Origin of the sequence: Shinella granuli (genome assembly GCF_004341885.1) — a bacterium.
Lineage (GTDB): Bacteria > Pseudomonadota > Alphaproteobacteria > Rhizobiales > Rhizobiaceae > Shinella > Shinella granuli.
Genome location: NZ_SLVX01000016.1, coordinates 1 through 23,634 on the forward strand (window position 1 = coordinate 1; position 23,634 = coordinate 23,634).

The 23,634-nt window shown below is 65.1% G+C and carries 21 protein-coding genes; 11 read left to right on the forward strand and 10 right to left on the reverse strand.

Annotated elements, in window-relative coordinates; translation table 11 throughout:
• Positions 1–99: 99 nt before the first annotated feature.
• On the forward strand, positions 100–1,149 hold the full coding sequence (locus tag EV665_RS32405) for a VpsF family polysaccharide biosynthesis protein (RefSeq protein ID WP_245507794.1): 1,050 nt from the start codon (positions 100–102) through the stop codon (positions 1,147–1,149).
• Between the two features lie 29 nt (positions 1,150–1,178).
• Here EV665_RS32405 and EV665_RS21500 read toward each other — a convergent pair whose 3' ends face one another.
• The 6 genes from EV665_RS21500 to EV665_RS21525 form a co-directional block, all read right to left on the reverse strand.
• Positions 1,179–2,459, reverse strand: a complete 1,281-nt coding sequence (locus tag EV665_RS21500) for a glucosamine inositolphosphorylceramide transferase family protein (protein WP_245507785.1) — start codon at positions 2,457–2,459, stop codon at positions 1,179–1,181.
• A 160-nt stretch (positions 2,460–2,619) separates the two neighbouring features.
• A complete protein-coding gene (locus tag EV665_RS21505) occupies positions 2,620–3,729 on the reverse strand; it encodes a glycosyltransferase (RefSeq protein WP_133035623.1) in 1,110 nt (369 codons plus the stop codon).
• A 5-nt stretch (positions 3,730–3,734) separates the two neighbouring features.
• Positions 3,735–5,270: a GumC family protein gene (locus EV665_RS21510; protein ID WP_133035624.1), complete on the reverse strand. Its 1,536-nt coding sequence runs from the start codon at positions 5,268–5,270 to the stop codon at positions 3,735–3,737.
• A 137-nt stretch (positions 5,271–5,407) separates the two neighbouring features.
• Entirely contained in the window at positions 5,408–6,853 is a 1,446-nt protein-coding gene (locus EV665_RS21515; RefSeq protein WP_064333200.1) for a lipopolysaccharide biosynthesis protein, read from the reverse strand.
• Between the two features lie 133 nt (positions 6,854–6,986).
• Positions 6,987–8,234 carry a glycoside hydrolase family 5 protein gene (locus EV665_RS21520; RefSeq protein ID WP_133035625.1) on the reverse strand — a complete coding sequence of 416 codons (1,248 nt, stop codon included), beginning with the start codon at positions 8,232–8,234 and terminating at the stop codon, positions 6,987–6,989.
• 146 nt (positions 8,235–8,380) lie between these two features.
• The gene (locus tag EV665_RS21525; protein WP_133035626.1) at positions 8,381–9,166 is read right to left on the reverse strand and encodes a WecB/TagA/CpsF family glycosyltransferase; all 786 of its coding nucleotides are present in this window, start codon (positions 9,164–9,166) and stop codon (positions 8,381–8,383) included.
• Between the two features lie 275 nt (positions 9,167–9,441).
• Here EV665_RS21525 and gmd point away from each other — a divergent pair, with 275 nt between their 5' ends.
• The 5 genes from gmd (at position 9,442) to EV665_RS21550 (ending at position 14,575) form a co-directional block, all read left to right on the forward strand.
• On the forward strand, positions 9,442–10,536 hold the full coding sequence (gmd, locus tag EV665_RS21530) for a GDP-mannose 4,6-dehydratase (protein WP_064333197.1): 1,095 nt from the start codon (positions 9,442–9,444) through the stop codon (positions 10,534–10,536).
• Positions 10,529–11,497 (forward strand): GDP-L-fucose synthase, encoded by a 969-nt coding sequence (fcl, locus tag EV665_RS21535; protein WP_133035627.1) that lies wholly within the window; start codon positions 10,529–10,531, stop codon positions 11,495–11,497. The genes gmd and fcl overlap by 8 nt, the downstream gene beginning before the upstream one ends.
• Before the next feature lie 43 nt (positions 11,498–11,540).
• Positions 11,541–12,605, forward strand: coding sequence for a glycosyltransferase family 4 protein (locus EV665_RS21540; protein ID WP_162853125.1), 1,065 nt, complete (start codon positions 11,541–11,543; stop codon positions 12,603–12,605).
• 234 nt (positions 12,606–12,839) lie between these two features.
• Entirely contained in the window at positions 12,840–14,081 is a 1,242-nt protein-coding gene (locus tag EV665_RS21545; RefSeq protein WP_245507786.1) for an AGE family epimerase/isomerase, read from the forward strand.
• 89 nt (positions 14,082–14,170) lie between these two features.
• Complete coding sequence (locus EV665_RS21550) at positions 14,171–14,575, forward strand: DUF3307 domain-containing protein (RefSeq protein WP_133035630.1); 405 nt, start codon at positions 14,171–14,173, stop codon at positions 14,573–14,575.
• A gap of 19 nt (positions 14,576–14,594) precedes the next feature.
• On the opposite strand, the gene EV665_RS21555 is transcribed toward EV665_RS21550, so the two are convergent.
• From EV665_RS21555 to EV665_RS32410, 3 genes are all read right to left on the reverse strand, one after another.
• Positions 14,595–15,734, reverse strand: a complete 1,140-nt coding sequence (locus EV665_RS21555) for a GNAT family N-acetyltransferase (protein ID WP_133035631.1) — start codon at positions 15,732–15,734, stop codon at positions 14,595–14,597.
• Entirely contained in the window at positions 15,731–16,726 is a 996-nt protein-coding gene (locus tag EV665_RS21560) for a sterol desaturase family protein (protein WP_133035720.1), read from the reverse strand. The genes EV665_RS21555 and EV665_RS21560 overlap by 4 nt, the downstream gene beginning before the upstream one ends.
• A 708-nt stretch (positions 16,727–17,434) precedes the next feature.
• Positions 17,435–17,596 (reverse strand): hypothetical protein, encoded by a 162-nt coding sequence (locus EV665_RS32410; RefSeq protein ID WP_162853126.1) that lies wholly within the window; start codon positions 17,594–17,596, stop codon positions 17,435–17,437.
• Positions 17,597–17,842: 246 nt separating this feature from the next.
• Between EV665_RS32410 and EV665_RS21565 the strand changes: the two genes are divergently transcribed.
• Both EV665_RS21565 and EV665_RS21570 read left to right on the forward strand, forming a co-directional pair.
• Positions 17,843–18,172: a hypothetical protein gene (locus EV665_RS21565; protein ID WP_133035632.1), complete on the forward strand. Its 330-nt coding sequence runs from the start codon at positions 17,843–17,845 to the stop codon at positions 18,170–18,172.
• Positions 18,169–18,576 (forward strand): DUF3307 domain-containing protein, encoded by a 408-nt coding sequence (locus EV665_RS21570; protein WP_133035633.1) that lies wholly within the window; start codon positions 18,169–18,171, stop codon positions 18,574–18,576. The genes EV665_RS21565 and EV665_RS21570 overlap by 4 nt, the downstream gene beginning before the upstream one ends.
• Before the next feature lie 7 nt (positions 18,577–18,583).
• On the opposite strand, the gene EV665_RS21575 is transcribed toward EV665_RS21570, so the two are convergent.
• Positions 18,584–19,480, reverse strand: coding sequence for a hypothetical protein (locus EV665_RS21575; protein ID WP_133035634.1), 897 nt, complete (start codon positions 19,478–19,480; stop codon positions 18,584–18,586).
• A 255-nt stretch (positions 19,481–19,735) separates the two neighbouring features.
• Here EV665_RS21575 and EV665_RS21580 point away from each other — a divergent pair, with 255 nt between their 5' ends.
• The 3 genes from EV665_RS21580 (at position 19,736) to EV665_RS21590 (ending at position 23,633) form a co-directional block, all read left to right on the forward strand.
• The gene (locus tag EV665_RS21580; RefSeq protein ID WP_133035635.1) at positions 19,736–20,785 is read left to right on the forward strand and encodes a helix-turn-helix domain-containing protein; all 1,050 of its coding nucleotides are present in this window, start codon (positions 19,736–19,738) and stop codon (positions 20,783–20,785) included.
• A gap of 89 nt (positions 20,786–20,874) precedes the next feature.
• On the forward strand, positions 20,875–22,248 hold the full coding sequence (locus EV665_RS21585; RefSeq protein WP_133035636.1) for a transaminase: 1,374 nt from the start codon (positions 20,875–20,877) through the stop codon (positions 22,246–22,248).
• Positions 22,245–23,633 (forward strand): glutamine synthetase family protein, encoded by a 1,389-nt coding sequence (locus tag EV665_RS21590; RefSeq protein WP_133035637.1) that lies wholly within the window; start codon positions 22,245–22,247, stop codon positions 23,631–23,633. The genes EV665_RS21585 and EV665_RS21590 overlap by 4 nt, the downstream gene beginning before the upstream one ends.
• Position 23,634: the final 1 nt, after the last annotated feature.

Here is a 23,634-nt window from a genome sequence, read left to right on the forward strand (position 1 = left end):
CAAAACTCTGAAGCGAGCAATGTATGGCAGAGCTGGGCCAGAACTGATGAGAGCAAGAATGTTGCCGCTGAATCACACAGATTGAGGAAGAACCGCCTAATGCTGGCCTTGATCGTCTATCTCGGGGCGGTGGGGCGTTCGGGTTCGGTCGGCTTCGTGATCGACACCTATGTCGTGGCCGGATTCGCCTGTATGATCATGCTCACGCTTCCTCACGACATGCGCCGGCTGCTCGGCGACATCACGCTGGCGTTTCTGATCGCAAGCGCGGTCATAGGCTTCTTCGAGGCCATCGCGCAGGACCGCCTGCTTCCCTATCCTCCCATACGCGACGTCTTTCGGCCCATCGGCCTGACGGGACATCCGCTGACCCTCGGCGCCATGTCCGCGACCGCGATCGGCTTCGTCGCTGCGACACGCTGGCCGCTCTGGGTGCGGCTTCTCGCGATCTTCACGCTCTATGTGGGCGCCGCGATCTCGACGGCGAGAACGGCCTTCGTGCTCGCTTCGCTCGAACTGCTCCTGCTCCTGCTGTTCACGCGCTGGTCGAAACTGTCGAAACGCACCGAGCGCCGGGCGAAGGGCATCGTCCTTCTCCTCCTCATCCCGCTATGCGCCGTTCTCTTCGTCGTGCTCCTGGGGGCGGGCTTCATGGAGCGCTTCCGAGGCACGCTCTTCGACGACAGCTTCATGGCCCGCGTCACGATCTACCGGGTCTTCGACTATTTTAGCTGGTCGGAGATCATGATGGGCGTGCATATCGACCAGTTGATGTTCGTCGTGAACGAGAAGCTGGACCTGGAATTCATCGAAAGCGCTCCGGTCGTGTTGACGATGCTGTTCGGCCTGCCGGCCGCGCTCGTGTTCACCGTCGCGCTTTTCCGCCTCTTCTCGCGGCTCATCCGCGGTGCGGCCGGCTCGGCGCAACTCGGCGCCGCCGTTTTCATCATCGCCTCGCTGTCAAACAACACGTTCACAGAGAAGACATCCGTGGTCACCGCAATCTTCGTGTTGTTGCTCGCCTACCGGCGGCCTTTGCTGCCCGCGCCTTCCGAAGCCCCCACGCACGTGACCGAGCAGAAGCGTCCGGCCGCCCGCGCGTCAGGTGCAGCCACGGCTCGCCGGAAAGCCCGCACGGCGCAGATGTGACGGTTCGTTGCCAATGGCGCCCGGCGCCGTCAGCCGCAACTATCCACGACTTCCAGCCGTCCCTGGCGATTGAGCGTATGCGTGCCCGCGCGGGCCCATGCCGGGCCGGACCCTACCGGAACAACCGGACCGAAGACCACTGCCGTCTCGTCCAGCCTTACGAGTTCCATGAGGCCGAGACCGCCGCCATATATCCGCGAACAGTCCTGCACCGGCAGGAACGTCCGTCCGTCCCGGCGAGTGAACGCACCGCCCGGCCTCGCGCCGGCCCGATCGATCGTTATGGGGTTGAGGCGATGCGGCGTCCACGGCCCCTCAAGGGCAGGCGCATGGTATACGACCATCGTGTCCGACGGGTTGCCCTTGCCGTACCGCTCGGTGCCGAACAGCCAATAGGTCCCTTCCGAGCGCAGGAGCGTCATGTCGTTCAGGTTCCGGCCCGCGATGAGGACGGCCTGCCGTTCCCAGCGATCGGGAAACCGGGCGGCGCGATAGAGGACGACTTCATGGGCTGAGCCGCTTTCCGGGATCATATATATCTCGCCGTCCTCGGCGACTATCTGGGGATAGGAGAGATGATGCGGCTCCTCCAGCACCACCTCGGGCACGCCGAAGCGGCCGTCCTCATCCAACACGGACACCGAGATGACCCCGCGCCCGGTACAGTAGGGGAACTCTTCGACGAAGAGATAGTGACGGCCGTCGTGCTCGAAGACGAAGGGATCCGCATAGAAGCGCGCACCGTCATCGGCGAGAACCGTATAGGCTGCGCCGTCCAGCCTGCCGGTCTCGGCGACGCCGGGACCATCGATCAGGCGATAGGCAACCTGCCAGTGGTTGGCGCGCTTTCGGCCGAGCCGGCTGGAAAGCGCGGCGGCGGCGAAAGGAAGATAGGCGCGAAGAATGCCGCTGGGGGGTCGCTGCTCCGCTGGCCGCTCCGCAACCGGTCCGAGCGTGCCGTCGAAGAAACGGTTCACGACCTGTATGATTAGCGAGATCGCGCCGACGAGCAGTTCGTCGAGGATGCGCGATACGCGCAACCCGCTCGAAACGGCGGGGCGCGCACGCCCCACGGCGACACCATCCAGCCGGGCGACGAACTCCGCCGATTGCCGCGCCGCTGCCGCATCGCAGATCCCGCCGGTGACATCGCCCGAACCGAAAACCTCCAGCCTGAGCACGGGCCTGTCCTGCCCACCGGCCGTTTCGGCAAGATCGATGATGAGATCGTACCCGTCACGGCCCGTCGTCGCCACCGGGGCGGCAAGATGCGCAAGCGAGGGACCGAAAAGACGACGTTCGACCGCCATGACGCGATCGAGCGCATGACGGGCGGTTCCTGCCCCTGCCACGGCCTTGACGGAAACATCATGGCCCTCTGCTTGAAGACGCGCGATGAGCTCGCAGTACCAGCGCCTCGACGACTTTTGATGGGTAAGGAGAAGGACTTTTCCCAACGTCAGATCTTCTTCATGTAAGGAGCCCTTCGTACCTGTCCGCGATGGCATTGATCTTGAACGCGTCGGCCCTTTGCCGGAGTGTCGCGGAATCGATGGGGTTTTCCAGCGATTTCTGCAACTGTACGGCGAAAGCCATCGGATCCGCAACAGGGACAAGGGGACCAAATTGCCCGTCGTCAAGAATTTCGCGCGGGCCATGGGGCGCGTCGGTGGAGACGACAGGCACGCCATGGGCCATGGCCTCGATGAGGACGTTGCCGAAGCCCTCGCTGGTCGAGGACAGGGCAAGGAGATCGATGGCGGCGTAGCATGCGGCGGGATCGTTGACATAGCCGGCGAAGAGGACGTCGTCCGCGATGGTGAGCTCATCCGCCAGCGCCCGGGTCTCCGCCTCCAGGGGGCCTTCCCCGAAGATCACGAGCCGGGCCTTTCTCTCGGCGCGCAGGATCGCAAAGGCACGCAGAAGGGTGGCGTGGTCCTTGACGGGCACGAGGCGGCCGAGGGTGCCGATCACCGGGCCGTCGCCCATGGCCGCGAGCGCCTGCCGCCAGGGATGCGCGCCGGGCATGCGCACGCCTTCCGGCGGAAGGGGATTGTAGATGACGGCGATCTTTTCCGGCGGATAGCCGTTCTGCACGAGATCGCGGCCGACCCCCTTGGAAACGGCGATGGCGCGCGTCGCACGCGCGGCGACGAAGCCGGCGAGGCGGTCCGCAAGGATCGCACCGATCTTCTCCGACTTGAGGGCGGCAGCACCGTGGAAGCCCGGAAAGAAGCGTGCGCGGCTGCGGGCAAGAACGAGAGCGGCGGCCATGACGAGATTGGCGAAGTCCGGTGCGCTGAAAACGGCCTCCGGCCGGAGACGGCGCAGCATCCGCACGGTTCGGGCGAGGCCCTCCAGGGTCTTTGCCTTGCCGAACCCCTCGCCGCGCATGGGAAAGTGCAGGTCGACGAGCTCGACGGCAGGCGACAGCAGGTCCGCATTCGGCCCCTGCCCGTTCCATGCCAGCAGCGTCACGGCATGGCCGCGCGCGGCCATTTCATTGGCCACCAGCACGAGCACCCGCTCGGCACCACCGCCGGCCAGGCTGGGTGCATGGAAAAGAAGACGCCTCGCCATGCGGCTCAGGCGCGCTGTTCGGCGGCGGCCGGCTGGGGTTCCCGCAGTTCGCGCAGCATGCCGCGCGCCAGCGCCAGGAAGAGGCCGGCCGCAAGGCCGAGAATGGTTCCGGCGACGATGAGAAGGCTGGTGCGCGGCGGCCAGGAGCGGCTTTGCGGAGGCACCGCGGTCGAGATGACCCGCACGTTCGTGGTATCGATCTGCTCGCGCTCGGTGATCTGGTGCGCACGCGCCAGGAAACTCTCATAGACCGCGGTCTTGGAGGCAGCATCGCGTTCGAGTTCGCGCAAGGCGACCTGGACTTCGTTGTCCGTGAAGACCGTGCCCGTCATATCCTTCATCCTGGTGTCGAGAGCCTTGAAGGAGGCCTTCGCCTCGTCCAGGTTCGAGCGGGCCTTGGCGAGGATGCGCGACAGTTCGGTCTTGATCTGCCCGTTGGCGGCTTCGAGTTCGGCGCGCAGTTGCACCAGGCGCGGATAGCGCGGACCATAGGTCATCGACAGGCCGTCGAGTTCCTGCTGCAGGTTGCTGGCCCGGGTGCGCAGCGCGGCGAGCGAGGTCGAAGCGACGGAATCCTGGGTGGTGGCATTGGGACCGGCGGCAAGGACGGCGTCGTAGGCGGCCTGCGCGGCGATCACGCGGGACTGGGCGGTGATCATCTCGCTGTTGACCTGGGTCATGCTCTGCGAGCTGACGAGCTGCCCCTGGCTCGAGGCCAGATTGTTGGCGCGGCGATAGGCTTCCACCTTCGCCTCGGCTGCCTGGACATCCTGCTTGAGCTGGTCGAGCCGGTCGTCGATGGCACGGGCGGCCCGGCTGGCGCCGTCCGATTCGGCCTTGGCCAGCTCATCCTGGAAACCGGTCACCACGGCCTGCGAGATGCGGATGGCCTTGTCGACGGTTTCGGCGGAGACGGACAGGCTCGCGACAAACGAGGTCTCGTCGGCCTTGGTCTCGATCCGCTTGCTGAGCACCTCCAGCACCGCGGTGCGCGGATCCGAGGCGGCCGCGCCGGAGCCGGACAGGAAAGAGAACAAACCCGGCGAGGGATCGTTGAACTCGCTGTCGCGCGTCAGATCCAGCTCGTCCACGACGTGCAGCAAGACGTTGCGCGAGGTCAGCACACGCAGCTTGCTGCGCACCGCCAACACCTGGTTGTCCCCCTGGCTGGGCGCCGCGTAAAGGTCGTTGGCGACCACCTGGAGGTTGGAGGGGTTGATGAGGATATCGGTCCCGACGGTATAGAGGCGCTTGCTCAGCAGACCGTAGGCGCCGCCGGCAAGGCCGCCCAGAAGGGCAAGGACGATGGCGCCCTTCATCCCGGCGCGCAGCCATTCGGACACCCGGCGGAAATCGAATTCGAGGAATTCGCCGACCTTGTCGACCGCGGTGGAAGCGCCGGTTGCAACCGGCACCGGCTTCTGCCTTTCCACATGCGGCACATCCCTCGCCTTGATCTTGCGACCAAGGGGCTTGGCACGGTCGCGCGCGAACGTACGCACGACCGGGCTACCCTTGGGGACGTCTGAAAACATCGACATGGGACCCACTCCTGGTAAACGGCATGCCCGATGGCTCAGCGGGCGCTCTCGCTGTGATTCCTTTTTTTAGAACGCAATGCTCAATAGAAACTTAAGATATGCATTGCGCACCGAAAGCGCGCCATTGGAGAACCCGCTCAGGTGGCCGGGCGCGACAGCCTCTGGCGGAATGTCGCCGCCAGACGCCTGGCCTCCTGCCAATGGAAGAGGGCATTGAGGCCAAGGAAGATCGCAAGCGCGCAAAGGCCGGCGGCCGCAAGACGCAGGAAGAGAGGGAATGCGCTGAATGCATCGGCTGCAAGCCGGGCACCGAGACCGCAGGCAAGCGCAACCACCAGCGCAACCCCGATCGCGCGGTACGGCAACGGAACCGGCGTCAACCGCCGGGTGGCCGTGATGCCGGCCGCAAGCAGGGCAAGGGAGCCGCCGAGCAACGCCAGGGCCGCGCCGCGCTCGGCCATCTGGGGGATGAGAAGCAGCGACAGAACGATGCCGACGGCGGAGCCGAGGCCATAGACCGCCGTCAGCAGCCAGGGTCTCTTGTGGACATGCATCACGTTGGCATAGACCGTGTTGGTCAGGTTCGCGGCAATCACGCCTGCCACGATGAGGGGAAACAGCCCCACGATACCGTCGAGATAGCTCGCCGGCAGGACAAGCGCGGTGATCTCCTCGGCCAGCACGACGAGCAGAGCGGCGGTCGGCAGACACAGGCGCAGCGTCAGAGCCATGAGATCCGTCAGGAACGTGGCGGCGGCCTGCTCGCCCTCGGTGTCGAAGCGGCTGACCAGTTCGGGAAAGGCCCCCATGTTGACGGCATTGGCCAGCGTATCGATGGGCTGGCGCGCCAGCGCATAGGCGGCAGCGAAGATCGCCACGGCGCTCGCGTCGTGCGACATCTTGAGAATGATCCGCTCGGCATCGGTGAGGCCGAAGGAGACAAGGGTCGTGACGACCATCGGCAGGCCGAGCGTCAGGAACTCGCGGTAGGTGAAGGTCGCTGGCCCGGCGACCAGGCGCGACGTTGCGAGGTGCAGCGAAACAAGCCCGGCCGCCAGCGTGGCAACGCTGGTGCCAAGCGAGACGACGAGGAAGGACGTACCGAAGAGCGGGATTGCCACGATCGGCAGGACGAGCTGCAGCACCGCGCGCAGGAACTCCAGCATCGCATAGGTCGAATGGCGCTGCTGCATCTGCAGCAGCGTCAAGCCGAAGCGGCTGACGGCGCCGGCGGCCAGATAGACCGAGACGGCCGTCGCGAAGGCCGTCCAGCGTTCGGGCGCGACGACCGCCGAGGCCGCGGCAGCGACAACGAGCGCCAGGACGGTCGTGCCGACCAGCACGCTCCGCGCCAGGCGCACGTTGCTGCGGCTGACATCGCCCTTCCCGCCGAGCCTGAGCAAAGATATGCGCAGCCAGCCGGTGACGGCGGCATCCGTCATCTCGCCGATGGTCACGACCAGCGTGAGCAGGCCGTATTCGCCCTGGTCGATGAGCCGCGTGGCGATGATCAACAGGAGAAGGGCCGACATGCGGGTCAAGAACACCGCGGGCGCGTAGGTAAGGGTCGAACGCAGCAGCAAGGGATATTCCTGGGACGCTTCCGCCCTACCTGGAGCCTTTCCGGAGGCAAAACCGCTTCGCGCTTTTGCGAGAGATGCTCTTAGCAAACCTACCGCGAAAAAAGGAGGCAAACTTCGGTGAAAGGTAAATTTATCAATGCAGGAGCCCCAATGCCTGCAACATCCCGCGGTCGGCCACGGCCGGCCCCCAGGGCTCGATCAGGCTGATTCCGTGGGGATTGGTGTATTCCCAGACGGCCCACGGGATGCCCAGCCTTTCGGCCTCCAGCCGGACCGCGGCCAAGTAGCGCAGCCGGTCCTCATCGCGGGCTCCCGAGCGCCCGTCGGCCGACAGGCGGTAACAGCCGAACTCCCCCATGAACAGCCGGCCGGGCGGGATTCCATGCCTTTCAGCCCAGGCGACCGCCTCGCCGATGCGCGCCTGAACCTGCGGGAAACCCCAGTTCTCCGCAAAATACCGGGCAATCGGCTCGCCCGCGGCGGCAAGGTTTGCCGCCTGCTCCGCTTCGCCGAGCCCGGCTGCCGCCATGTATCCCTGCAGATGCGCGATGGCCCCGTCGGGCGATCCCATCGCCGCCGGCCAGGGCAGACCCGAATTGAACGGCTGCGTGGCAGCCGGCAGTTGATGGGTGAAGCTGTGCGGCTCGTACATGTGGAAACTGTAGTAGAGACGGGGATCGTCGAAGCTGGGATCAAGGTCGACGAGGCCGGTGACGCTGCCGCCGCAGGCGCCCGTCACGATGATCGTCAGGTCCTTGCTGATGGCGCGAATATCGGCGACGGTCGCGGCCATGATGCGCTGCCAGTCCCCCGCGTCGGTCTCGTCGCACGGATAATATTCCGGCTCGTTGAACGGTTCGAGCGCGACCAGGCCGGTATCGAAACGCGTCAGCATGGCCGCGACGTGCCGGACCATCTCGCGATAGTGCGCGACGCCGAGACTATCGGCGCCATCGCCGATCATGTCGATGCTGTAGGCGGGCACCTGGCGGGCCGCATGCAGATCGAACACGACCTTCAGGCCGGCGGAGGTCACGCGCGCGACGGCTCGTTCAAGCACCGCCAGCGCCTGCTCGCGCCGCTCCCCCCGACTGGCCAGGAGCGGGCCGGGATCGACGCTCAGCCGAACGAAATCGAAGCCCATCGCGCGGATGCGCTGGAACTGGTCGAGCTGCGGCCAGTCGGAGATCGGACGCGCGGCGGTCATCCATTCCGTCTCGCTGCGATAGGGCGGCCAGCGATAGGAACCGTCAGGTTCGAGCGGAGACCAGTTCAGCCAGTCCTGCACGCTGATGCCGCGCTGAAGCGCCAGCGGAGCGGCGTGCACCGCCGTTCCGAGGGCGAGAACGAAGAGAAGGGACAGGAGATTGAACAGCTTCATGGCGTTTGGTCGCAGGTCCCGTTTCGAGGAAGGAAGGCTACCCCCAGATCAAGCGCCGGACACGAAACCTGAAAGCCGCCCGCAAACATAGACCGGGCACGGCCGGTGTCATCGAGAATCGGGCGGAAAGGTAAATACGGGCATCGTCATGACTTGCGGCGAATGGACTCCAGGGCGACAGCGAGCACGAAGCGCGGCGCCAGAACCAGGTAACGGCGCCAGAGCCGCCGCGGCTCGCTGCTCAGCCGGTGCGCCCATTCGAGCCCGTTGTTGCGCATCCACCGGGGCGCGCGCCGTACCGCGCCGGAGTGGAAGTCGAAAGCGGCGCCGACGCCGATCAACACGCCGCGCGGCAGGTGCTCGGCCGCCTGCATCATCCAATATTCCTGCTTGGGGCTCGATATGCCGACCCAGATGAAGTCCGGATCGGCCTGCCTGATCCTTTCCAGCTCCACCAGCGCCTCCCCTTCCATCCGGAAGTCCGGGCCAATGGTGCGGAACGGCGGCGACAAGGTTCCGGCAATCGCAAGGCCGCGATGGCGCTCGGCAAGGCGCTTCGCCATCTCGTCGGCCACGCCCGGCTTGCCGCCGAAGAAATAATGCGATTGTCCGGTGGACAGCGAATGCTGGCAGACCGCATCGAGCAGGTCCGCCCCCGGCACGCGGCCAAGCTCGCTGCCGACGCCGCGCAACCGTCCCGTCCAGACGAGCGGGACACCGTCCGGCACCACCAGATCGGCCTTCTGGTGCAACGCGGCAAGGTAGGGCTCGTCCACGGCGGCCATCAGGCTCGCCACCTCGCGCACGAACACGGTTTTGGCACCACGCCCGCGCGCCCAACGGCTCACGAGATCTGCGCTGCGCTTCAGGTCGACGACACTGACCGGGATTCCCAGGATGGGGAACTGGCGAGGTTTGGGTGGCTCGTGCATATGCAAGGTTCTTGTTCCAGGCGGTACGGAAGAAAAATGAAAACGCAGGTTCTGCGCGGTTTGGCGGACAGGGCTCCCCGCCATTAAGACTATCCCTGTGTTTACCAGGCGGCTCTCTTTTACTTCGCAAAGGAAAATCGGCAGTTAACTATAGGAACCGGGGAGTGTTGTATCGCAAAAAATTCCGGGTAGTGTTGCGCCGATTGTTAGGGTGGCGCATCGACCATGTCGCCGTCCAGCCGATTGATTGATCTATTTGACAGACCGGGGACCCGATGGGCAAGCGCGTAGAAAGTAATGGCAAGGTGGCCCTCGTCACCGGCGTGACAGGACAGGACGGGGCTTACCTGTCCGAGCTGCTCCTCGACAAGGGCTACACGGTGCACGGCATCAAGAGGCGTTCCTCCTCTTTCAACACCGATCGCATCGAGCACCTCTACGAAGACCCGCATGTCGATGACCCGCGCTTCATCCTGCATTTCGGCGACATGACCGACAGCACCAACCTGATCCGTGTCGTGCAGGAAACCCAGCCGGACGAGATCTACAACCTGGCCGCCCAGAGCCACGTGCACGTCTCCTTCGAGACCCCCGAATACACCGCCAACGCCGACGGGATGGGCACGCTGCGCCTGCTGGAGGCCATCCGCCTGCTCGGCCTTACCGACAAGACCCGCTTCTACCAGGCTTCCACCTCCGAACTCTACGGCAAGGTACAGGAGGTTCCGCAGAGCGAGACGACCCCGTTCTACCCGCGATCCCCCTATGCCGCCGCCAAGCTCTACGCCTACTGGATCGTCGTCAATTATCGCGAAGCCTACGGCATGCATGCCTCCAACGGCATCCTGTTCAACCACGAGAGCCCCATTCGCGGCGAAACCTTCGTCACCCGCAAGATCACCCGCGCCGCCGCCGCCATCCGCCTCGGCCTCCAGGACAAGCTCTATCTCGGAAACCTCAATGCCAAGCGCGACTGGGGCCATGCCCGCGAATATGTTCGCGGCATGTGGCTGATGCTGCAGCAGGACACGCCCGACGACTACGTCCTGGCCACCGGCGAGACCCATACCGTCCGCTCCTTCGTCGAAAAGGCCTTTGCTAAACTCGACATCGCCATCGAATGGCGCGGCGAAGGCGTCGACGAAAAAGGCTACGACAAGGCGTCCGGACGCGTCCTCATAGAAATCGACCCGCGTTATTTCCGCCCCACCGAAGTCGAGCTTCTCATCGGAAACCCGGCCAAGGCGCACAGCAAGCTCGGCTGGAAACACGAAGCCAATCTCGATCAGCTCGTCGGCGAAATGGTCGAGCAGGACTTCAAGTCGATGCAGAGCAAGGCCTTCAACGCCAAAAGCAGCCCGCATGCATGAGGTTGCCTATCGCCTAGCCGGCAAGAAAGTCTTTGTCGCCGGGCACCGCGGCATGGTCGGCGCGGCCATCGTCCGGCGCCTGGCGCAGGAGGGCTGCGACGTCCTCACGGCGACGCGCAAGGAGCTCGATCTCACGCGCCAGGCCGATGTCGAAGCCTGGATGGAGGACCGCCGCCCCGACGCCGTCTTCCTTGCCGCCGCGAAGGTCGGCGGCATCCTGGCGAACGACAGCTATCCGGCGGAGTTCCTCTACGACAACCTCATCCTTGAAGCCAACGTCATCCACGCCGCGCACAAGGTGAAGGTAGAGAAGCTGCTGTTCCTCGGCTCCTCCTGCATCTACCCGAAATTTGCCGCCCAGCCCATCGTGGAGGAGGCGCTTCTCACGGGCGAGCTGGAGCCGACCAACGAGTGGTATGCGATCGCCAAGATCGCCGGCATCAAGCTTTGCCAAGCCTATCGCAAGCAATATGGCGACGATTTCATCTCCGCCATGCCGACCAACCTCTACGGGCCGGGCGACAATTTCGATCTGACATCCAGCCATGTGGTGCCGGCGCTGATCCGCAAGGCCCACCAGGCGAAGATCGACGGCCTGCCGGAGCTGACCGTCTGGGGCACCGGAACGCCGCGCCGCGAATTCCTGCATGTCGATGACTGCGCCGACGCCTGCGTCCATCTGATGAAGACCTATTCGGGCGAGGGACATGTCAATGTCGGGCTCGGCGAGGATGTGACGATCCTGGAGCTGACGCAGTTCGTCTGCAGGATCGTCGGCTTCGAAGGCGCCATCGTGCACGACCTGTCCAAGCCGGACGGCACGCCGCGCAAGCTGATGAGCGCCGCGAAGCTGCGCGCGCTCGGCTGGAGCCCGAGGATCGGGCTGGAAGAAGGCATCGCCGACGCCTATCGGGCGTTTCTCGACGGGGAGTATGTCGAGCGCCTGCGGCCGGCGTCCTGACCGTATTCCAGGCCGAAGCCGGGGACCATTGGTGGATCGTCTTATGCGTATTGCGCATTTCTCGCCTCTCGACGGCACGCGTGGGGGAATATCGACGGTGGTCTCCAACTACCGCGGATCCGAGCTTGCGCGCGAATTCGAGATGACGTTCGTGCAGACCCATGCGGACGGTTCCCGGGCGAAAAAACTCGCCGTCGCCGGCCGCGCCCTTCTTCAGGCCGTCGGCCTGGCCGTGCGGCGCCCGCCGGACATGATCCACGTGCATGTCGGCGACTTTCCCAGCCTTTATCGCAAGGCGGCCGTCATTGTGCCGCTGCTGATGCGGCGAACGAAGAGCATCCTTCACTTCCACGGCGCGAACTTCCTGGCCGAATATGCCGAACTGCCGCCCGGGCGCCGCCGGTTCGTGCAATGGTTCCTCCGGCAATTCGACGTCGTTCTGTGCCTGTCGGAAAGCTGGCGCCGGGACCTTTCCACGGAGTTCGGACTGTCCGAGGCCGTGGTACTGCCGAATGCGGTGTCGATCCCGGGCCTGCGGGCGCAAGGCCGGATATCACCGGACATGCCGTTGGAGCTGCTTTTCATGGGCCTGATCGGCGAGCGCAAGGGTGTCTTCGACCTTCTCGACGCGATGGAAACGGCCTGCCGGCGGGGCGTGGAAATCCGTCTTGCCATCGGCGGAAACGGTGATGTGGAGCGCCTGAAGGCGCGCTTGGCGGCCTCCCCCGCACTGGCGGCACGCGTCCGCTATCTCGGCTGGATAGAGGGCGAGGAACGCGAGCGGGCTTTCCTTTCCGCGCATGCCTATGTCCTGCCCTCCCGCGCGGAAGGCATGCCGATGTCCGTCCTGGAGGCCATGTCCTATGGCTTGCCGATCGTGAGCTGCCCGGTGGGCGGCATTCCGGAACTGGTGGACGACAGGTCGGCTATCCTGGTCCAGCCAGGCGACAAGGAGCGTCTTGCGGATGCCATCTGCCAGCTCGCGACGGATGAGACGTCGCGGCAGGCCAGGGCACAAGCGGCGGCAGATCGCGTGCGCACACATTTCGACCTGCATGGCCACAACGCCCGGCTGGCCTCGGTCTACCGTGCCCTGCATTCGCGGTAAGACGCAGCCCCGGCCTCGACGGATAGCGGAACGGCTCGACCCGATCCTTCGATGAATGCGGGTTGCGACCTCCGCCGTTCTGAGCCATAAATCCCCTCCCACCTGTCCAGGGCCAGCCGTCATTTCGAGCGTTGTGGGCCGTGCGTGATCCTACGCCGCGGAAAGTCTCCCCCGCGCTCCGGTTTACCCCGGCGCAGAACAACAATGCAGAACGATCAGGAAGGAGAACGCATCATGGACGCAACGGGACATCTCGGCGCTGCCTGGCGTCAGCGCGACTATCATCGCCAGTGGCTCTGGCGGGAAGCCAACCGCCTCTTCGATTTCTTTCAGAACCGGACCTTCAATCCGGTCGGCGGCTTCCATGAACTGGATGTGGAAGGCCGGCCGCTCAACCCCGGCAATCCGGTGCGCGGCATCCATTCGACGGCGCGCATGGTGCACTGCTTCTCGATCGCCAGCCTGCTCGGCCGTCCCGGCGCCGACGACATCATCGACCACGGTATGAAATATCTCTGGGAACGGCATCGCGACGCAGAGCGCGGCGGTTACCATTGGTCGCTCGACAATTCCGGCCTGCTCGACGGCAGCAAGCAGGGTTACGGCCACGCCTTCGTGCTGCTCGCCGCATCGAGCGCCAAGCTGGCCGGCCACCCGGATGCCGACCGCATGCTGGCCGACGTCACCGAAGTGCTCGAAACGCGCTTCTGGGAGGCCAGGCACGGCGCAATCGCGGAAGAATTCGAGGCCGACTGGACCGCGATCCCCGGCTACCGGGGCCAGAACTCCAACATGCACCTGACCGAGGCCCTGATGGCGGCCTTCGAGGCGACGGGTGAAAAGGGCTATCTCGACAAGGCGGAAAGCATTGCCGACCTCATCATTCGCCGCCGCGCCGGGGAAAACGGTTTTCGCGTGCCGGAGCATTTCGACGAGAACTGGGTGCTCGACAAGGAGTATCGCGGCAACGAGATGTTCCGCCCGTCCGGCACCACGCCCGGCCACTGGCTGGAATGGGCCCGCCTCATCCTTCAGCTTCATGCACTCGGCGGAAAGCGGCATGGATGGATGCCGGAGGCGGCAAAGGCCCTCTTCGCCCAGTCCATCGCGCTCGGCTGGGACAAGGAGAAGGGTGGCTTCTTCTATACGCTCGACTGGAACGACGAGCCTGCCAAGCGCAGCAAGCTGTGGTGGCCGATGGCCGAAGGCGCGGGCGCGGCGGCATTCCTCTGCGAGCATCTGCCGAGCGATTTCCACGAGACCTGGTATCGCAGGATCTGGAACACGATCGCACGCCATTTCCTCGACCAGGACCGCGGCGGCTGGCATGAGGAACTGACGGAGGACCTCGTGCCGAACTACACGCTGTTCGCCGGCAAGGGCGACATCTATCATGCGCTCCAGGCGTGCCTCATCCCGCTTTATCCGGCGACTGGCAGCCTGACGAAGGGCATCATCGAGGCAGGCGGCCGCTAGCGCGAAAGCGCGGGGCGGCCCTGCGTCCCGAATGGTTCGAAGCAGGACCGCCAGTCCCCGCTTCGAGCCGTCGGACAGGCGGTTGTGGCATGATCGACATACCGGACCAGATCTCCACGACAGGGATCGCCGCTTGCCTCGCGGCGTTCCTCATAAAACATCTGCTGGCGGATTTCATTCTGCAGACAGGCTGGATGGCCATGGGCAAGGAGCGCCCGGAGGGCTGGCTGTGGCCGCTCTCCGCCCATGCCGGCGTGCATGGCGCGCTGACCGCCCTGCTCTTTCTGGCCGTCGCACCCCCGCTCGCCTGGCTCGGCCTGGCCGACGCCGTGATCCACGGCGGCATCGACAGGCTGAAGGGCATCGCCGCCAACCGGGGCAAGCTCACGCCGCGGCAGACGGCCTTCTGGTGGCTTTTCGGCGCGGACCAGACGCTGCACCATCTCACGCATCTCGGCCTTGCGATCCTTCTGGCAGCCGCAGGCTCGGCCTGAGCGCCTTATTGCGAGGCGATCACGACAACTCGGGCGGTGTTTTCTGCGGCGCGCGGCCTTCAAGCAGGCGACGGCCTATTCCGTGCGCAAGAAGCGCGAGCGAGCCGACAGCGTTGCCCGCCCCGACGACGGACCCCAGTTCGACGACTTGGGTGGCGAGCCTGTCCTTGAACGCCTCACCGCCGCAGAGCAGGTCGACCATGGCGAGGCCGCGGTCGATCGACCATTGCACATAGTCGAAGATCAGGACCATGCCGGGGGAAGCCCGGGCGAAGTCCGGATCGTAGGTCGTCACCCAGGCCATCATCGTGTCGCGCTGGACAAAATTGACCGACACGGCGACCACGACGCCGTCGACTTCGATAACGAACAGGCGCAGGACGCCGGATCGCGCCATCACGTCGACCAGCGCCTTCAGGGCCGGTGCCTCGCCTTCGAAAAGCCCCGAACTCTGCGCGTTTCTTTCGAGCCACTTCCGCTTCAAGGCGGCCAGCCGGTCGAGCACGGGCTCCAGCGGTTCATCGGGATCGAGCAGGCGAAACCTTACGGTGCCGGCTTCCTCGAGCATCTTGATGCCGCGGCGATAATTCTGGCGCGTCTTTTTCGGATGGCTGGCCACCCATGCGGCCCCGTTCTGCCAATCGCCGGCGATGCGGGAACTGATCTCCCGCCGATGGGCCGGCTGCAGCCTAATCCTGCCGGCCGCCGAGCCCGCATCGATAAACCGCCGGGCCGCCGCATCGGGCAACAGGCGGTCGATCAAGACGAGATCGAAGCCGCCGGCATCGCACAGGTGCGTCCACAATCGGTGCAGGGCCGCATCCGGACATTCCGGTGCGCAAAGAACGTCGCCATAATCGGTATGAGCGCCCGCCGCCCATTCGAGAAAGCGAACCCCCTTGCGCCGGGTGATCGCCAGCGGAAGGACGGCGACAAGGCTGTCGCCCTTCCAGACCAAGCCTATCCGCAACGCGACCTGCTGCTGGTTCTTCAGGGTCCTCCACCAGGCCGAAATCCAGCCATGGCTCTGGAAGACAAGCGCATCGGAAGCGCGCCACAGGCGCGTCCACTGGTCCTCGATCGCCGCGAGGCGATCGGAAGAGTCGACGATCTCCAGGCGCTCGGCCTTCACAGCGTCCACCGACGCGCGCGCATTCATGACGATGACGTCTCCCTGGCTTGCGCGCCCTCCGGTTGGCGTCGCCACAAGCGCGAGGCTATGTGGCCCCACATCTTCCTGAGCGGCAGGATGTAGAGGCCCGCCAGCGACTGATAGTCCCTGACATCCCGGTCGACGAGGCCGAACTTCAGTTCCTCGTTCGGATCGGGAACGTACGACGTGCCGAAAAGCCGGTCCCAGAACGAAAAGAGCAGGCCGAAATTCTTGTCGTAATGGCGCGGATCGACGCTGTGATGCAACTGGTGCCAATGCGGAGAAAGAACGACCTTGTCCAGCGGCCCGAAGGAAATCGGAAGGTGGGTGTGCCGCACGAAGTCCATCATCAGGATGTTGCGCACGACATAGACATTCAGGCCGAAGACGACGACTTCCACGGGATCGAGCGCGACCACGCTCCAGATCCCGAAGCAGATTCCGGGAATGACCCCGTCCCACATACGGTTCATGAGGTCGTCCAGCGGATGCACACGGTCCTTGGTGATGCCGACCATGACCTCGGCGGAATGGTGCACCTTGTGCAACTCCCACAGGAACGGGTAGCGATGCTGCGCGACGTGGTAGAAATAGTAGGAAACATCATAGGCGAGCAGCATCGTCGCCGTGAAGATCACCAGCGTGATCGATCCGGGCGGGCCTTCCAGAAGGGTTCCCTCGATGCCGAAAACCCAGCTCACGGCCCGGTTCGTGGCATAGCCCACGGCGGTCACGAAGGTCGCACCTGCCGGGATGAGCAGGAACGGCATCATCAGCCGCTTGGTAATCCAGAAGGTGGCGTCGGCGCGGGCAGACGGGTGCAGGATGATTTCCTCGGGGAACAGGAAGTCGAAAAATCCCCGGATCGACTTGTCCTCCACCTTTCTGCAGTAGACAATCAGCGCGCAAACCAGCGCCATCCCCAAAATCAGGGCCGGCGTTGTATAATCGATATTATACAGTTTGTTTACGATCTTTGTGTAGATTTCGGAAAACATGGCGCTCACGAGTAGATCTGAAGTCTACCGTATCAGGCCGACAATGAACGCGGGGTTAAAGCCGGTCTTCTTGTCCACGCGGCATATTCACATAGCGCTAAACTATATACAACTAAAGATTGCTCATCTTAAATAAATCGCCTAAAAGCGCATGAAGGTAGATAGCGCGGCGGATTGGAAGCCGCAGTCCGGCCCTCCTAATTCGGAAAAAACCGTTTCGCTGCAAGCACCTCGCTGTCTTTTCGACAAGCTACCCGCTGAACCGCTTCAAAACTGCCCGACCTCCTGCGGCCGTGCTTGAAGCGTGTTTGGTTTTCGGATTTCTGGGCAGCTTACAGTAATTTTCCCCATCTTTACTGCTTCCACCGCGCATGAACGGTAGAATTCGATCGTTTCCATCAACACAGTCTTAACGGTGTGGAGATTGTTTCGGCGTGGCAGTGCGGTCGTCGCCGCTCTTTGGGTCGTCAGCCTTTCGGTGTCCGGGAACGGGGCCATGATCGCGACGCATCCCCTCCCGCCTCAAGGCGAAAGTCGGGTGAGCCGGAACCGGGACAAGACGATAAGCTGGTCAGCAGCACCACATGGATCCGGACCGGACCAGGCACTGGAATGACAGGCGCTCCATGGCACTGGCGTTTCACGGAACCAAATGTCGGGATATCCTCCGAGATCGTATCGGAGGCCATCATGGGGCGCGGAAGTGCTTTAGCCGACGAAGCCGAAAATCACGGCGCTGACGAAGAGGAAGGCTCCGGCGACAGCGATATTGTTCACGAGAAGCTGTCGCTCTGCGCGGCGTGTTCTGCGATCGCTGACAGCCCCAAGAGGACCAAAGCTTGAACGGCCGCCGAGTTTCGCATTGCTCATTCACCATCATCCCTTGCTGTGGAGGCCGGATTTTCCGGTCTTCTCCGGGGCGGACATTCATAGCCGCCCGTTCTCCGAGAATGATTTATATATTATCCCTATAAGATTGGTAGGGTATTTTTTCTCATTTTCGCCACACTGATGAATTCGCCTTTCACAATTGCGGTGCGTGACGGCCCCCCGCATGCGAAAAGTCGCCTTTCCGGGCCGGTGAACAGGCCGCGCTATCCCAACAGGCCTGCGGCGATGCAGGCGGCAATCTCCAATCAGACCCGTGTCCTGGAAAACCGGATGCCCTCGCACGTCCCTTCCTTGATCAGGAGCGTGGCGGCTGGCATGAAGGGCGGAGGGACGATCTCGCGCCAGGCCCTGTTCGCCGGCAAGGGGGACATCTATCATGCGTTCCGGGCCTGCTCGCTCCCGCTTCATCGGGCGGTGGGCGGCCTGGCGAAGGGCATCATCGAGACGGATGGCCGCCCGGGCGTTTCCGGCCGGGGCGGCGCGGCCGCCTTCGGGAATTGCATGGAAAGGGGCCGCCCCCTGCCTTACGGTAGCGGGCAGACGGGAGCGGAATGATCGACATACCGGACCAGATCTCGACCGCTTGGATCGCTGCCGCCATGGCGGCGTTCCTCGTAAAACACTTTCTGGCCGATTTCGTCTTCCAGACGGACTGGATCGCCATGGGCAAGGAACGGCAGGAAGGCTGGTTGCTGCCGCTCGTGATCCATGCCGGCCTGCACGGCCTCCTCACCGCCCTGTTGTTTTCCATCGTCGCCCCGCCGCTCGCCTGGCTCGGCATCGCCGACGCCCTCGTGCACGGCACGATCGACCGGATGAAGGGCATTGCCGCCCGTCGCCAGGCGCTCACGCCCAGCAAGACGGGCTTCTGGTGGCTCCTGGGCGCGGACCAGACGCTGCATCACCTGACGCATCTGGTCCTTGCGGTCATTCTCGCCGCCGCCGGTTCGGCCGGATAGCTGGAAGTCAGGCCGACGCGCCGGCGCGTCCTGCCGCCAGGGCCTCGCGCAGCAGAAGATCGGTCAGGGCGAACATGTCGGCAAACCAGCGGTCCGCCGCATGCCACATATTCGCCGTCAGACGGATGTCGTGGCCGCCGCGCGTGGCGGTCGTCAAGAGCCCGGCGTCACGCGCCGCCTCGATGATGCGCCGGACATGGGTGCGCGACACGCCCGTCTGCATGGCAAGCCGCTGATAACCGGAACCGATGAGGCCATCACGGCCCTCGCAGCCGCCGCGCAGCAGGATGAGCAGGATCATGTAGCCGCAATCATGGGCGAAGAAGGGTGCAAGCGGCAGGTGGCGGCGGATGATCCGGCTGAGGCCCGGCAGGTGCGGCAGCGTCGCGCGACGCATGGCACGGTGCAGGTCCGGTGCAAGCGGACCCTTGTGACCGTCCGTCGGCGAAAGGCCGAATTCGGAAAGGCCGCTGACAAGCAGGCCGAGAATGCCGGCATCGCGCGCAAGAAGAGCGGCGCTGGGAACGAGCAGCCGCACGCGCCGGTCCGATGCATGGGGCTGCTGCGTCAGGAAACCGTATTTGCGCAGACAGGAGACCTGCGCCTCGACCCGGTTGCGGCTCGCCACGCCAAGTTCCGTCACCTCGCGCTGCAGCCGCCCGAGCGTCAGCCAGGTGGAGGATTGCGCCATGTCCTGACCGGCATGCAGCGAGAGCGCTGCGAGATAACAGAGGAACCGGCCTTCCTCCAGGATGAGCCGGTTGAACAGGTGGTTGCCCTCATAAAGCGCAAGCTTGCCGGCGATCAGACGGTCCCGCGCCGCGGCAAAACCCGGCGCATTCAGGAATTCGAACGGCGGCACCTGGAAGACCAGCGCGCTGTCGACAAAGGAAACCTGATCCATACCTCTTCCCCGATCCGGAACGATGCGCCCTCTGTTGTGGTTGTCGCGGCATCGCGGGCCTGAATGACCCTTTATTTTCCATGGGGTTGCAGCCCGATGAAACTGTCAATTGTATTACTAAGCCCAATCGGCATTATGAGACGGGAGGCCAAAAGAATGAGACACCGTGCCAAGCCGGCGAATTTCCGGGAGCCTTCGTCCGTCCTTGCCTCTTGATCGGCAGGACCGCCCGTCATCGAACCGTCGCGAGAGAAAATGAGTCCCGTCGCCAAGCTGCCCTCCAACTCCGTCCTTGCCGAAGCCGGCGCGGATTGCCGTCGGGAAAGCCAGCTCTTCGCCGAGACGCTCGATCCCGTCTTCCGCACGACCATGGCGACGCCGGAGCGGCTCGACGATTTCCGGGCCAGCCTCGCCACCTATTTCATGGGGCCGGCCCTGTTCTTCGCGGCCGAAATGCTCGGCACGACCTATCGCTTCGCACGCGACCCCGGCCGCATCGCCCGCAGCGGTCTGGACCTCATCTTCGTGCAGGTGACGCTGGACGGCAGTGACATGCGCACGGTCAACGGCGAGACGATGCTGGTGGAGGCGGGCGACATCTCCCTCTTCGACCTCTCGCGCCCCATGCAGGCCGAGACCCAGCATTGCCGCAACCTCACCCTCGTGCTGCCGCGCCACCTGCTCTTCGGCAAGGACGCGCAGACCGACGCCCTGCACGGCCTCCTCCTGAAACGCTCGACCAGCACCGCACGGCTGATCGGCAGCCACCTGCGCGCCCTGTTCGCGGATCTGACGGACATCACCCCGGACGAGGCGCCGGCCATCGTCACCGCCACGGCCAACCTCGTCAGCAATCTCGTCGCCCCCCAGATCGCCGAACGCAGCCTGCCCTCGCCCACGGTGCGCGGCGCCGTCCTCATGGAAATCCGCCGCTATATCGAGCAGAGCCTCGCCTTGCCCGATCTCGGGCCGGAGCATCTGTGCAAGGTGTTCGGCCTGTCGCGTGCCTCGCTCTACCGGTTGTTCGAGCCGATCGGCGGCGTCACCGACCATATCCGCAGCCGGCGCCTGCGCGCCGCCTTCGACATGCTGGTGGACGAGCGCAAGCGTACCGTCGGCGAGATCGCCTATGCCTGCGGCTTTTCCGACATCTCCGCCTTTTCGCGCGCCTTCCGGCACCAGTTCGGCATGAGCCCGCGCGAGGTGCGCGAGATGGGCGAGCGCGGTCCGCTCGCCCTCGGCTCCGCCGAAAAGCAGGCGGCCGCCTCTGTGCACGACTGGCTGCGCATCGTCAGCGCGCTTTAGCTCTTCCGGCACGCATCTTGTCGTTTGACACTTGAAATCACATCAACCAATATGTGATCACATTTCTTGAGGATTTGCTGGAGAACGGGATGGAGAGGGCGAACCTGGAGGCGCGTGCCCGCGCGCTCATCGAGGCGGAGACGGAGGTTTTTCGCGCGCGGCGGCCGCGTTCGGCGGCGGCGCATGAAGAGGCGACATCCGGTTTCTTCGACGGCGTGCCGCAGCACTGGATGCTCGACTGGCCGACGCCCTTCCCCCTCGTCGTCGACCAGGCCAGCGGCGCCGAACTTGTCGACATCGACGGCAACCGCATCGTCGACGTCTGCCTCGGCGACACCGGCGCCATGTTCGGCCACGGCCCCGCGCCGGTTCTCGAAGCCCTGAAAAATGCCGGCACGCGCGGCCTCACCACCATGCTGCCCTCTTCCGACGCCGCGGCGGTCGGCCGCCTGCTGGTGGAGCGCTTCGGCCTGCCGCGCTGGCAGCTCGGCGCCACCGCAAGCGACGCCAACCGCTTCGCCATCCGCGTCGCCCGCGCCGTCACCGGCCGGGCGAAACTCCTCGTCTTCGACGGCTGCTACCATGGCGCGGTGGACGACACGCTGGTGGACCTCGTCGACGGCAGGACCGTTTCCCGTCGCAACCTGCTCGGCCAGGTGCGCGATCTCGGCGAACTCACCGTCTCGATCCCCTTCAACGACGAGGCGGCGCTGGAAAAGGCGCTCGCCGCGCAGGACATCGCCTGCGTGCTCGCAGAGCCCGTCATGACGAATTGCGGCATGATCCCGCCCGCCCCCGGCTTCCATGCCGCGCTGCGGCGCCTGACGCGCGCGGCCGGCACGCTGCTGCTCATCGACGAGACGCACACCATCTCCACCGGCCTTGGCGGCTACAGCAAGGTGCACGGCCTTGAACCCGATCTCATGGTGATGGGCAAGCCGATCGGCGGCGGCGTACCGGTCAGCGTCTGGGGCATGACCCAGGCGATCTCCGACAGGCTGCACGTCATCCGCCGCGAGCAGAGCGGCCACGGCCATTCCGGCATCGGCACGACGCTGTCGGGCAGCGCGCTGCAGCTCGCCTGCCTGCGCGCCTGCCTCGAACAGGTGATGACCGAGGAGGCCTACCGCATCATGCAGGCGCGCGCCGACCGCATCGAGGCCGGCTTCAAGGCAGCCATCGCCGCCGCGGGCCTCGACTGGACCGTCGCACGCGTCGGCGCGCGGCTGGAGGTCGTCTTCTCGCCGGTCCCCGTGCGCAACGCCGCGGAGGCGCGGGCCGCCGCGTCGGACACGATCGAGGCGGCCCTGCATCTTTCCATGCTGAACCTCGGCTATCTCCTGACGCCCTTCCACAACATGGTGCTCGTCAGCCCCGCCCTTTCGGAACAGCAGGCCGACGGTCTCGTCGCGGCCTTCGCGACCGTCACCGGACGCCTTGCGGAACGGAGGGCCGCCGCGTGAGCCGCGACCGCGCCACCCGTCCGCCGGAGGCCGCCGACATTTCGGAGGCCGAAGCGTTCCTCGCCGCCCATCCCGAAATCACCGCGTTCGACCTCGTCCTGATCGACCTCAACGGCATCGCGCGCGGCAAGATCATCCGGCGGCACGAGCTGCTGGCGATCTTCCGCTCAGGCCGGCACCTGCCCGGCTCGATCCTCGGCCTCGACGTGACGGGTGAGGACGTGGAGGAAACCGGCCTCGTCTGGTCGGACGGCGACGCGGACCGGCGTGCCTGGCCGGTTGCCGGTTCGCTCGTTCCCCTGCCCTGGACGTCCCCGCCGCGCGGCGAACTGCGCCTCGCCCTCTTCGAGCTCGACGGCACGCCGATGGCAGCCGACCCGCGCCATGCGCTGGCCCGCCAGGTGACGCATCTGGAGTCCGACGGTTTCCACCCCGTGCTCGCCTACGAGCTGGAATTCTACCTGCTCGACCGCGAGCGCGCGGCCGACGGCACCTTCCAGCCACTGCGCCTGCCGCTTTCCGGCGAACGGCCGGATGGCATCCAGGTCTATGGCGTCACCGAGCTCGACCGGCTGGAGCCCTTCATCGACGCCGTCTATCGCGGCGCGGAGGCGCAGGGCCTGCCCGTCGAGACGATGATCTCGGAATATGCGCAGGGCCAGTTCGAGCTGACGTTGCGCCATGGCGCGGCGCTGCGCGCCGCCGACGACCTTGCCATGCTGAAGCGTCTCCTGCGCGCCCTCGCCGTGCGCCACGGCATGATGGCCTGCTTCATGGCAAAGCCCTTCGCCGGCCGTGCTGGCTCCGGCATGCATGTGCATGCGAGCCTTGCCGATGCCGGAGGCGTCAATCGTTTCGCCGACCAGGGCGAGGCGCTCTCGCCCCTCCTGAAACAGGCCGTCGCCGGCCTGCTGGAAACGATGCACGAATCCATGCTCGTCTTCGCCCCGCATCTCAATTCCTGGCGCCGCTTCTCCGCCCAGAGCTATGCGCCGACGACGCCGACCTGGGGCACCAACAACCGCAGCGTCGCGGTGCGCATTCCGGCCGGCTCGCCCGCCGGGCGCCATCTGGAACAGCGCGCCGCCGGCATCGATTCCAACCCCTATCTCGTCGGCGCCACCGTGCTTGCCGGCATGCGCAAGGGCATTCTCGACCGGGCCGACCCCGGCCCCGAAACGACGGCCTATGCGGAAAATGCCGGCGACGCGCTGCCGCCGGACTGGCGCAGCGCCATCGAGGCCGCAGCCCGCTCCGCCTTCCTCAAGGAGGCGCTCGGAGAGCGGCTGCACCACGTCTTCCTCGCCCTCAAGCGCGCCGAATACCGCCGCTTCGCCGCGGAAGTCACTGCGCTCGAACGCACGCTCTATGGTGAAGTCGTCTGAT

Excerpts from the sequence above, each read along its gene's own strand:
- EV665_RS32405 (WP_245507794.1), top strand. The coding sequence starts at position 100 with ATGCTGGCCTTGATCGTCTATCTCGGGGCGGTGGGGCGTTCGGGTTCG.
- EV665_RS21500 (WP_245507785.1), bottom strand. The coding sequence starts at position 2,459 with ATGGCGGTCGAACGTCGTCTTTTCGGTCCCTCGCTTGCGCATCTTGCC.
- EV665_RS21505 (WP_133035623.1), bottom strand. The coding sequence starts at position 3,729 with ATGGCGAGGCGTCTTCTTTTCCATGCACCCAGCCTGGCCGGCGGTGGT.
- EV665_RS21510 (WP_133035624.1), bottom strand. The coding sequence starts at position 5,270 with ATGTCGATGTTTTCAGACGTCCCCAAGGGTAGCCCGGTCGTGCGTACG.
- EV665_RS21520 (WP_133035625.1), bottom strand. The coding sequence starts at position 8,234 with ATGAAGCTGTTCAATCTCCTGTCCCTTCTCTTCGTTCTCGCCCTCGGA.
- EV665_RS21525 (WP_133035626.1), bottom strand. The coding sequence starts at position 9,166 with ATGCACGAGCCACCCAAACCTCGCCAGTTCCCCATCCTGGGAATCCCG.
- gmd (WP_064333197.1), top strand. The coding sequence starts at position 9,442 with ATGGGCAAGCGCGTAGAAAGTAATGGCAAGGTGGCCCTCGTCACCGGC.
- fcl (WP_133035627.1), top strand. The coding sequence starts at position 10,529 with ATGCATGAGGTTGCCTATCGCCTAGCCGGCAAGAAAGTCTTTGTCGCC.
- EV665_RS21540 (WP_162853125.1), top strand. The coding sequence starts at position 11,541 with ATGCGTATTGCGCATTTCTCGCCTCTCGACGGCACGCGTGGGGGAATA.
- EV665_RS21545 (WP_245507786.1), top strand. The coding sequence starts at position 12,840 with ATGGACGCAACGGGACATCTCGGCGCTGCCTGGCGTCAGCGCGACTAT.
- EV665_RS21550 (WP_133035630.1), top strand. The coding sequence starts at position 14,171 with ATGATCGACATACCGGACCAGATCTCCACGACAGGGATCGCCGCTTGC.
- EV665_RS21555 (WP_133035631.1), bottom strand. The coding sequence starts at position 15,734 with ATGAATGCGCGCGCGTCGGTGGACGCTGTGAAGGCCGAGCGCCTGGAG.
- EV665_RS21560 (WP_133035720.1), bottom strand. The coding sequence starts at position 16,726 with ATGTTTTCCGAAATCTACACAAAGATCGTAAACAAACTGTATAATATC.
- EV665_RS32410 (WP_162853126.1), bottom strand. The coding sequence starts at position 17,596 with ATGAGCAATGCGAAACTCGGCGGCCGTTCAAGCTTTGGTCCTCTTGGG.
- EV665_RS21565 (WP_133035632.1), top strand. The coding sequence starts at position 17,843 with ATGCAGGCGGCAATCTCCAATCAGACCCGTGTCCTGGAAAACCGGATG.
- EV665_RS21570 (WP_133035633.1), top strand. The coding sequence starts at position 18,169 with ATGATCGACATACCGGACCAGATCTCGACCGCTTGGATCGCTGCCGCC.
- EV665_RS21575 (WP_133035634.1), bottom strand. The coding sequence starts at position 19,480 with ATGGATCAGGTTTCCTTTGTCGACAGCGCGCTGGTCTTCCAGGTGCCG.
- EV665_RS21580 (WP_133035635.1), top strand. The coding sequence starts at position 19,736 with ATGAGTCCCGTCGCCAAGCTGCCCTCCAACTCCGTCCTTGCCGAAGCC.
- EV665_RS21585 (WP_133035636.1), top strand. The coding sequence starts at position 20,875 with ATGGAGAGGGCGAACCTGGAGGCGCGTGCCCGCGCGCTCATCGAGGCG.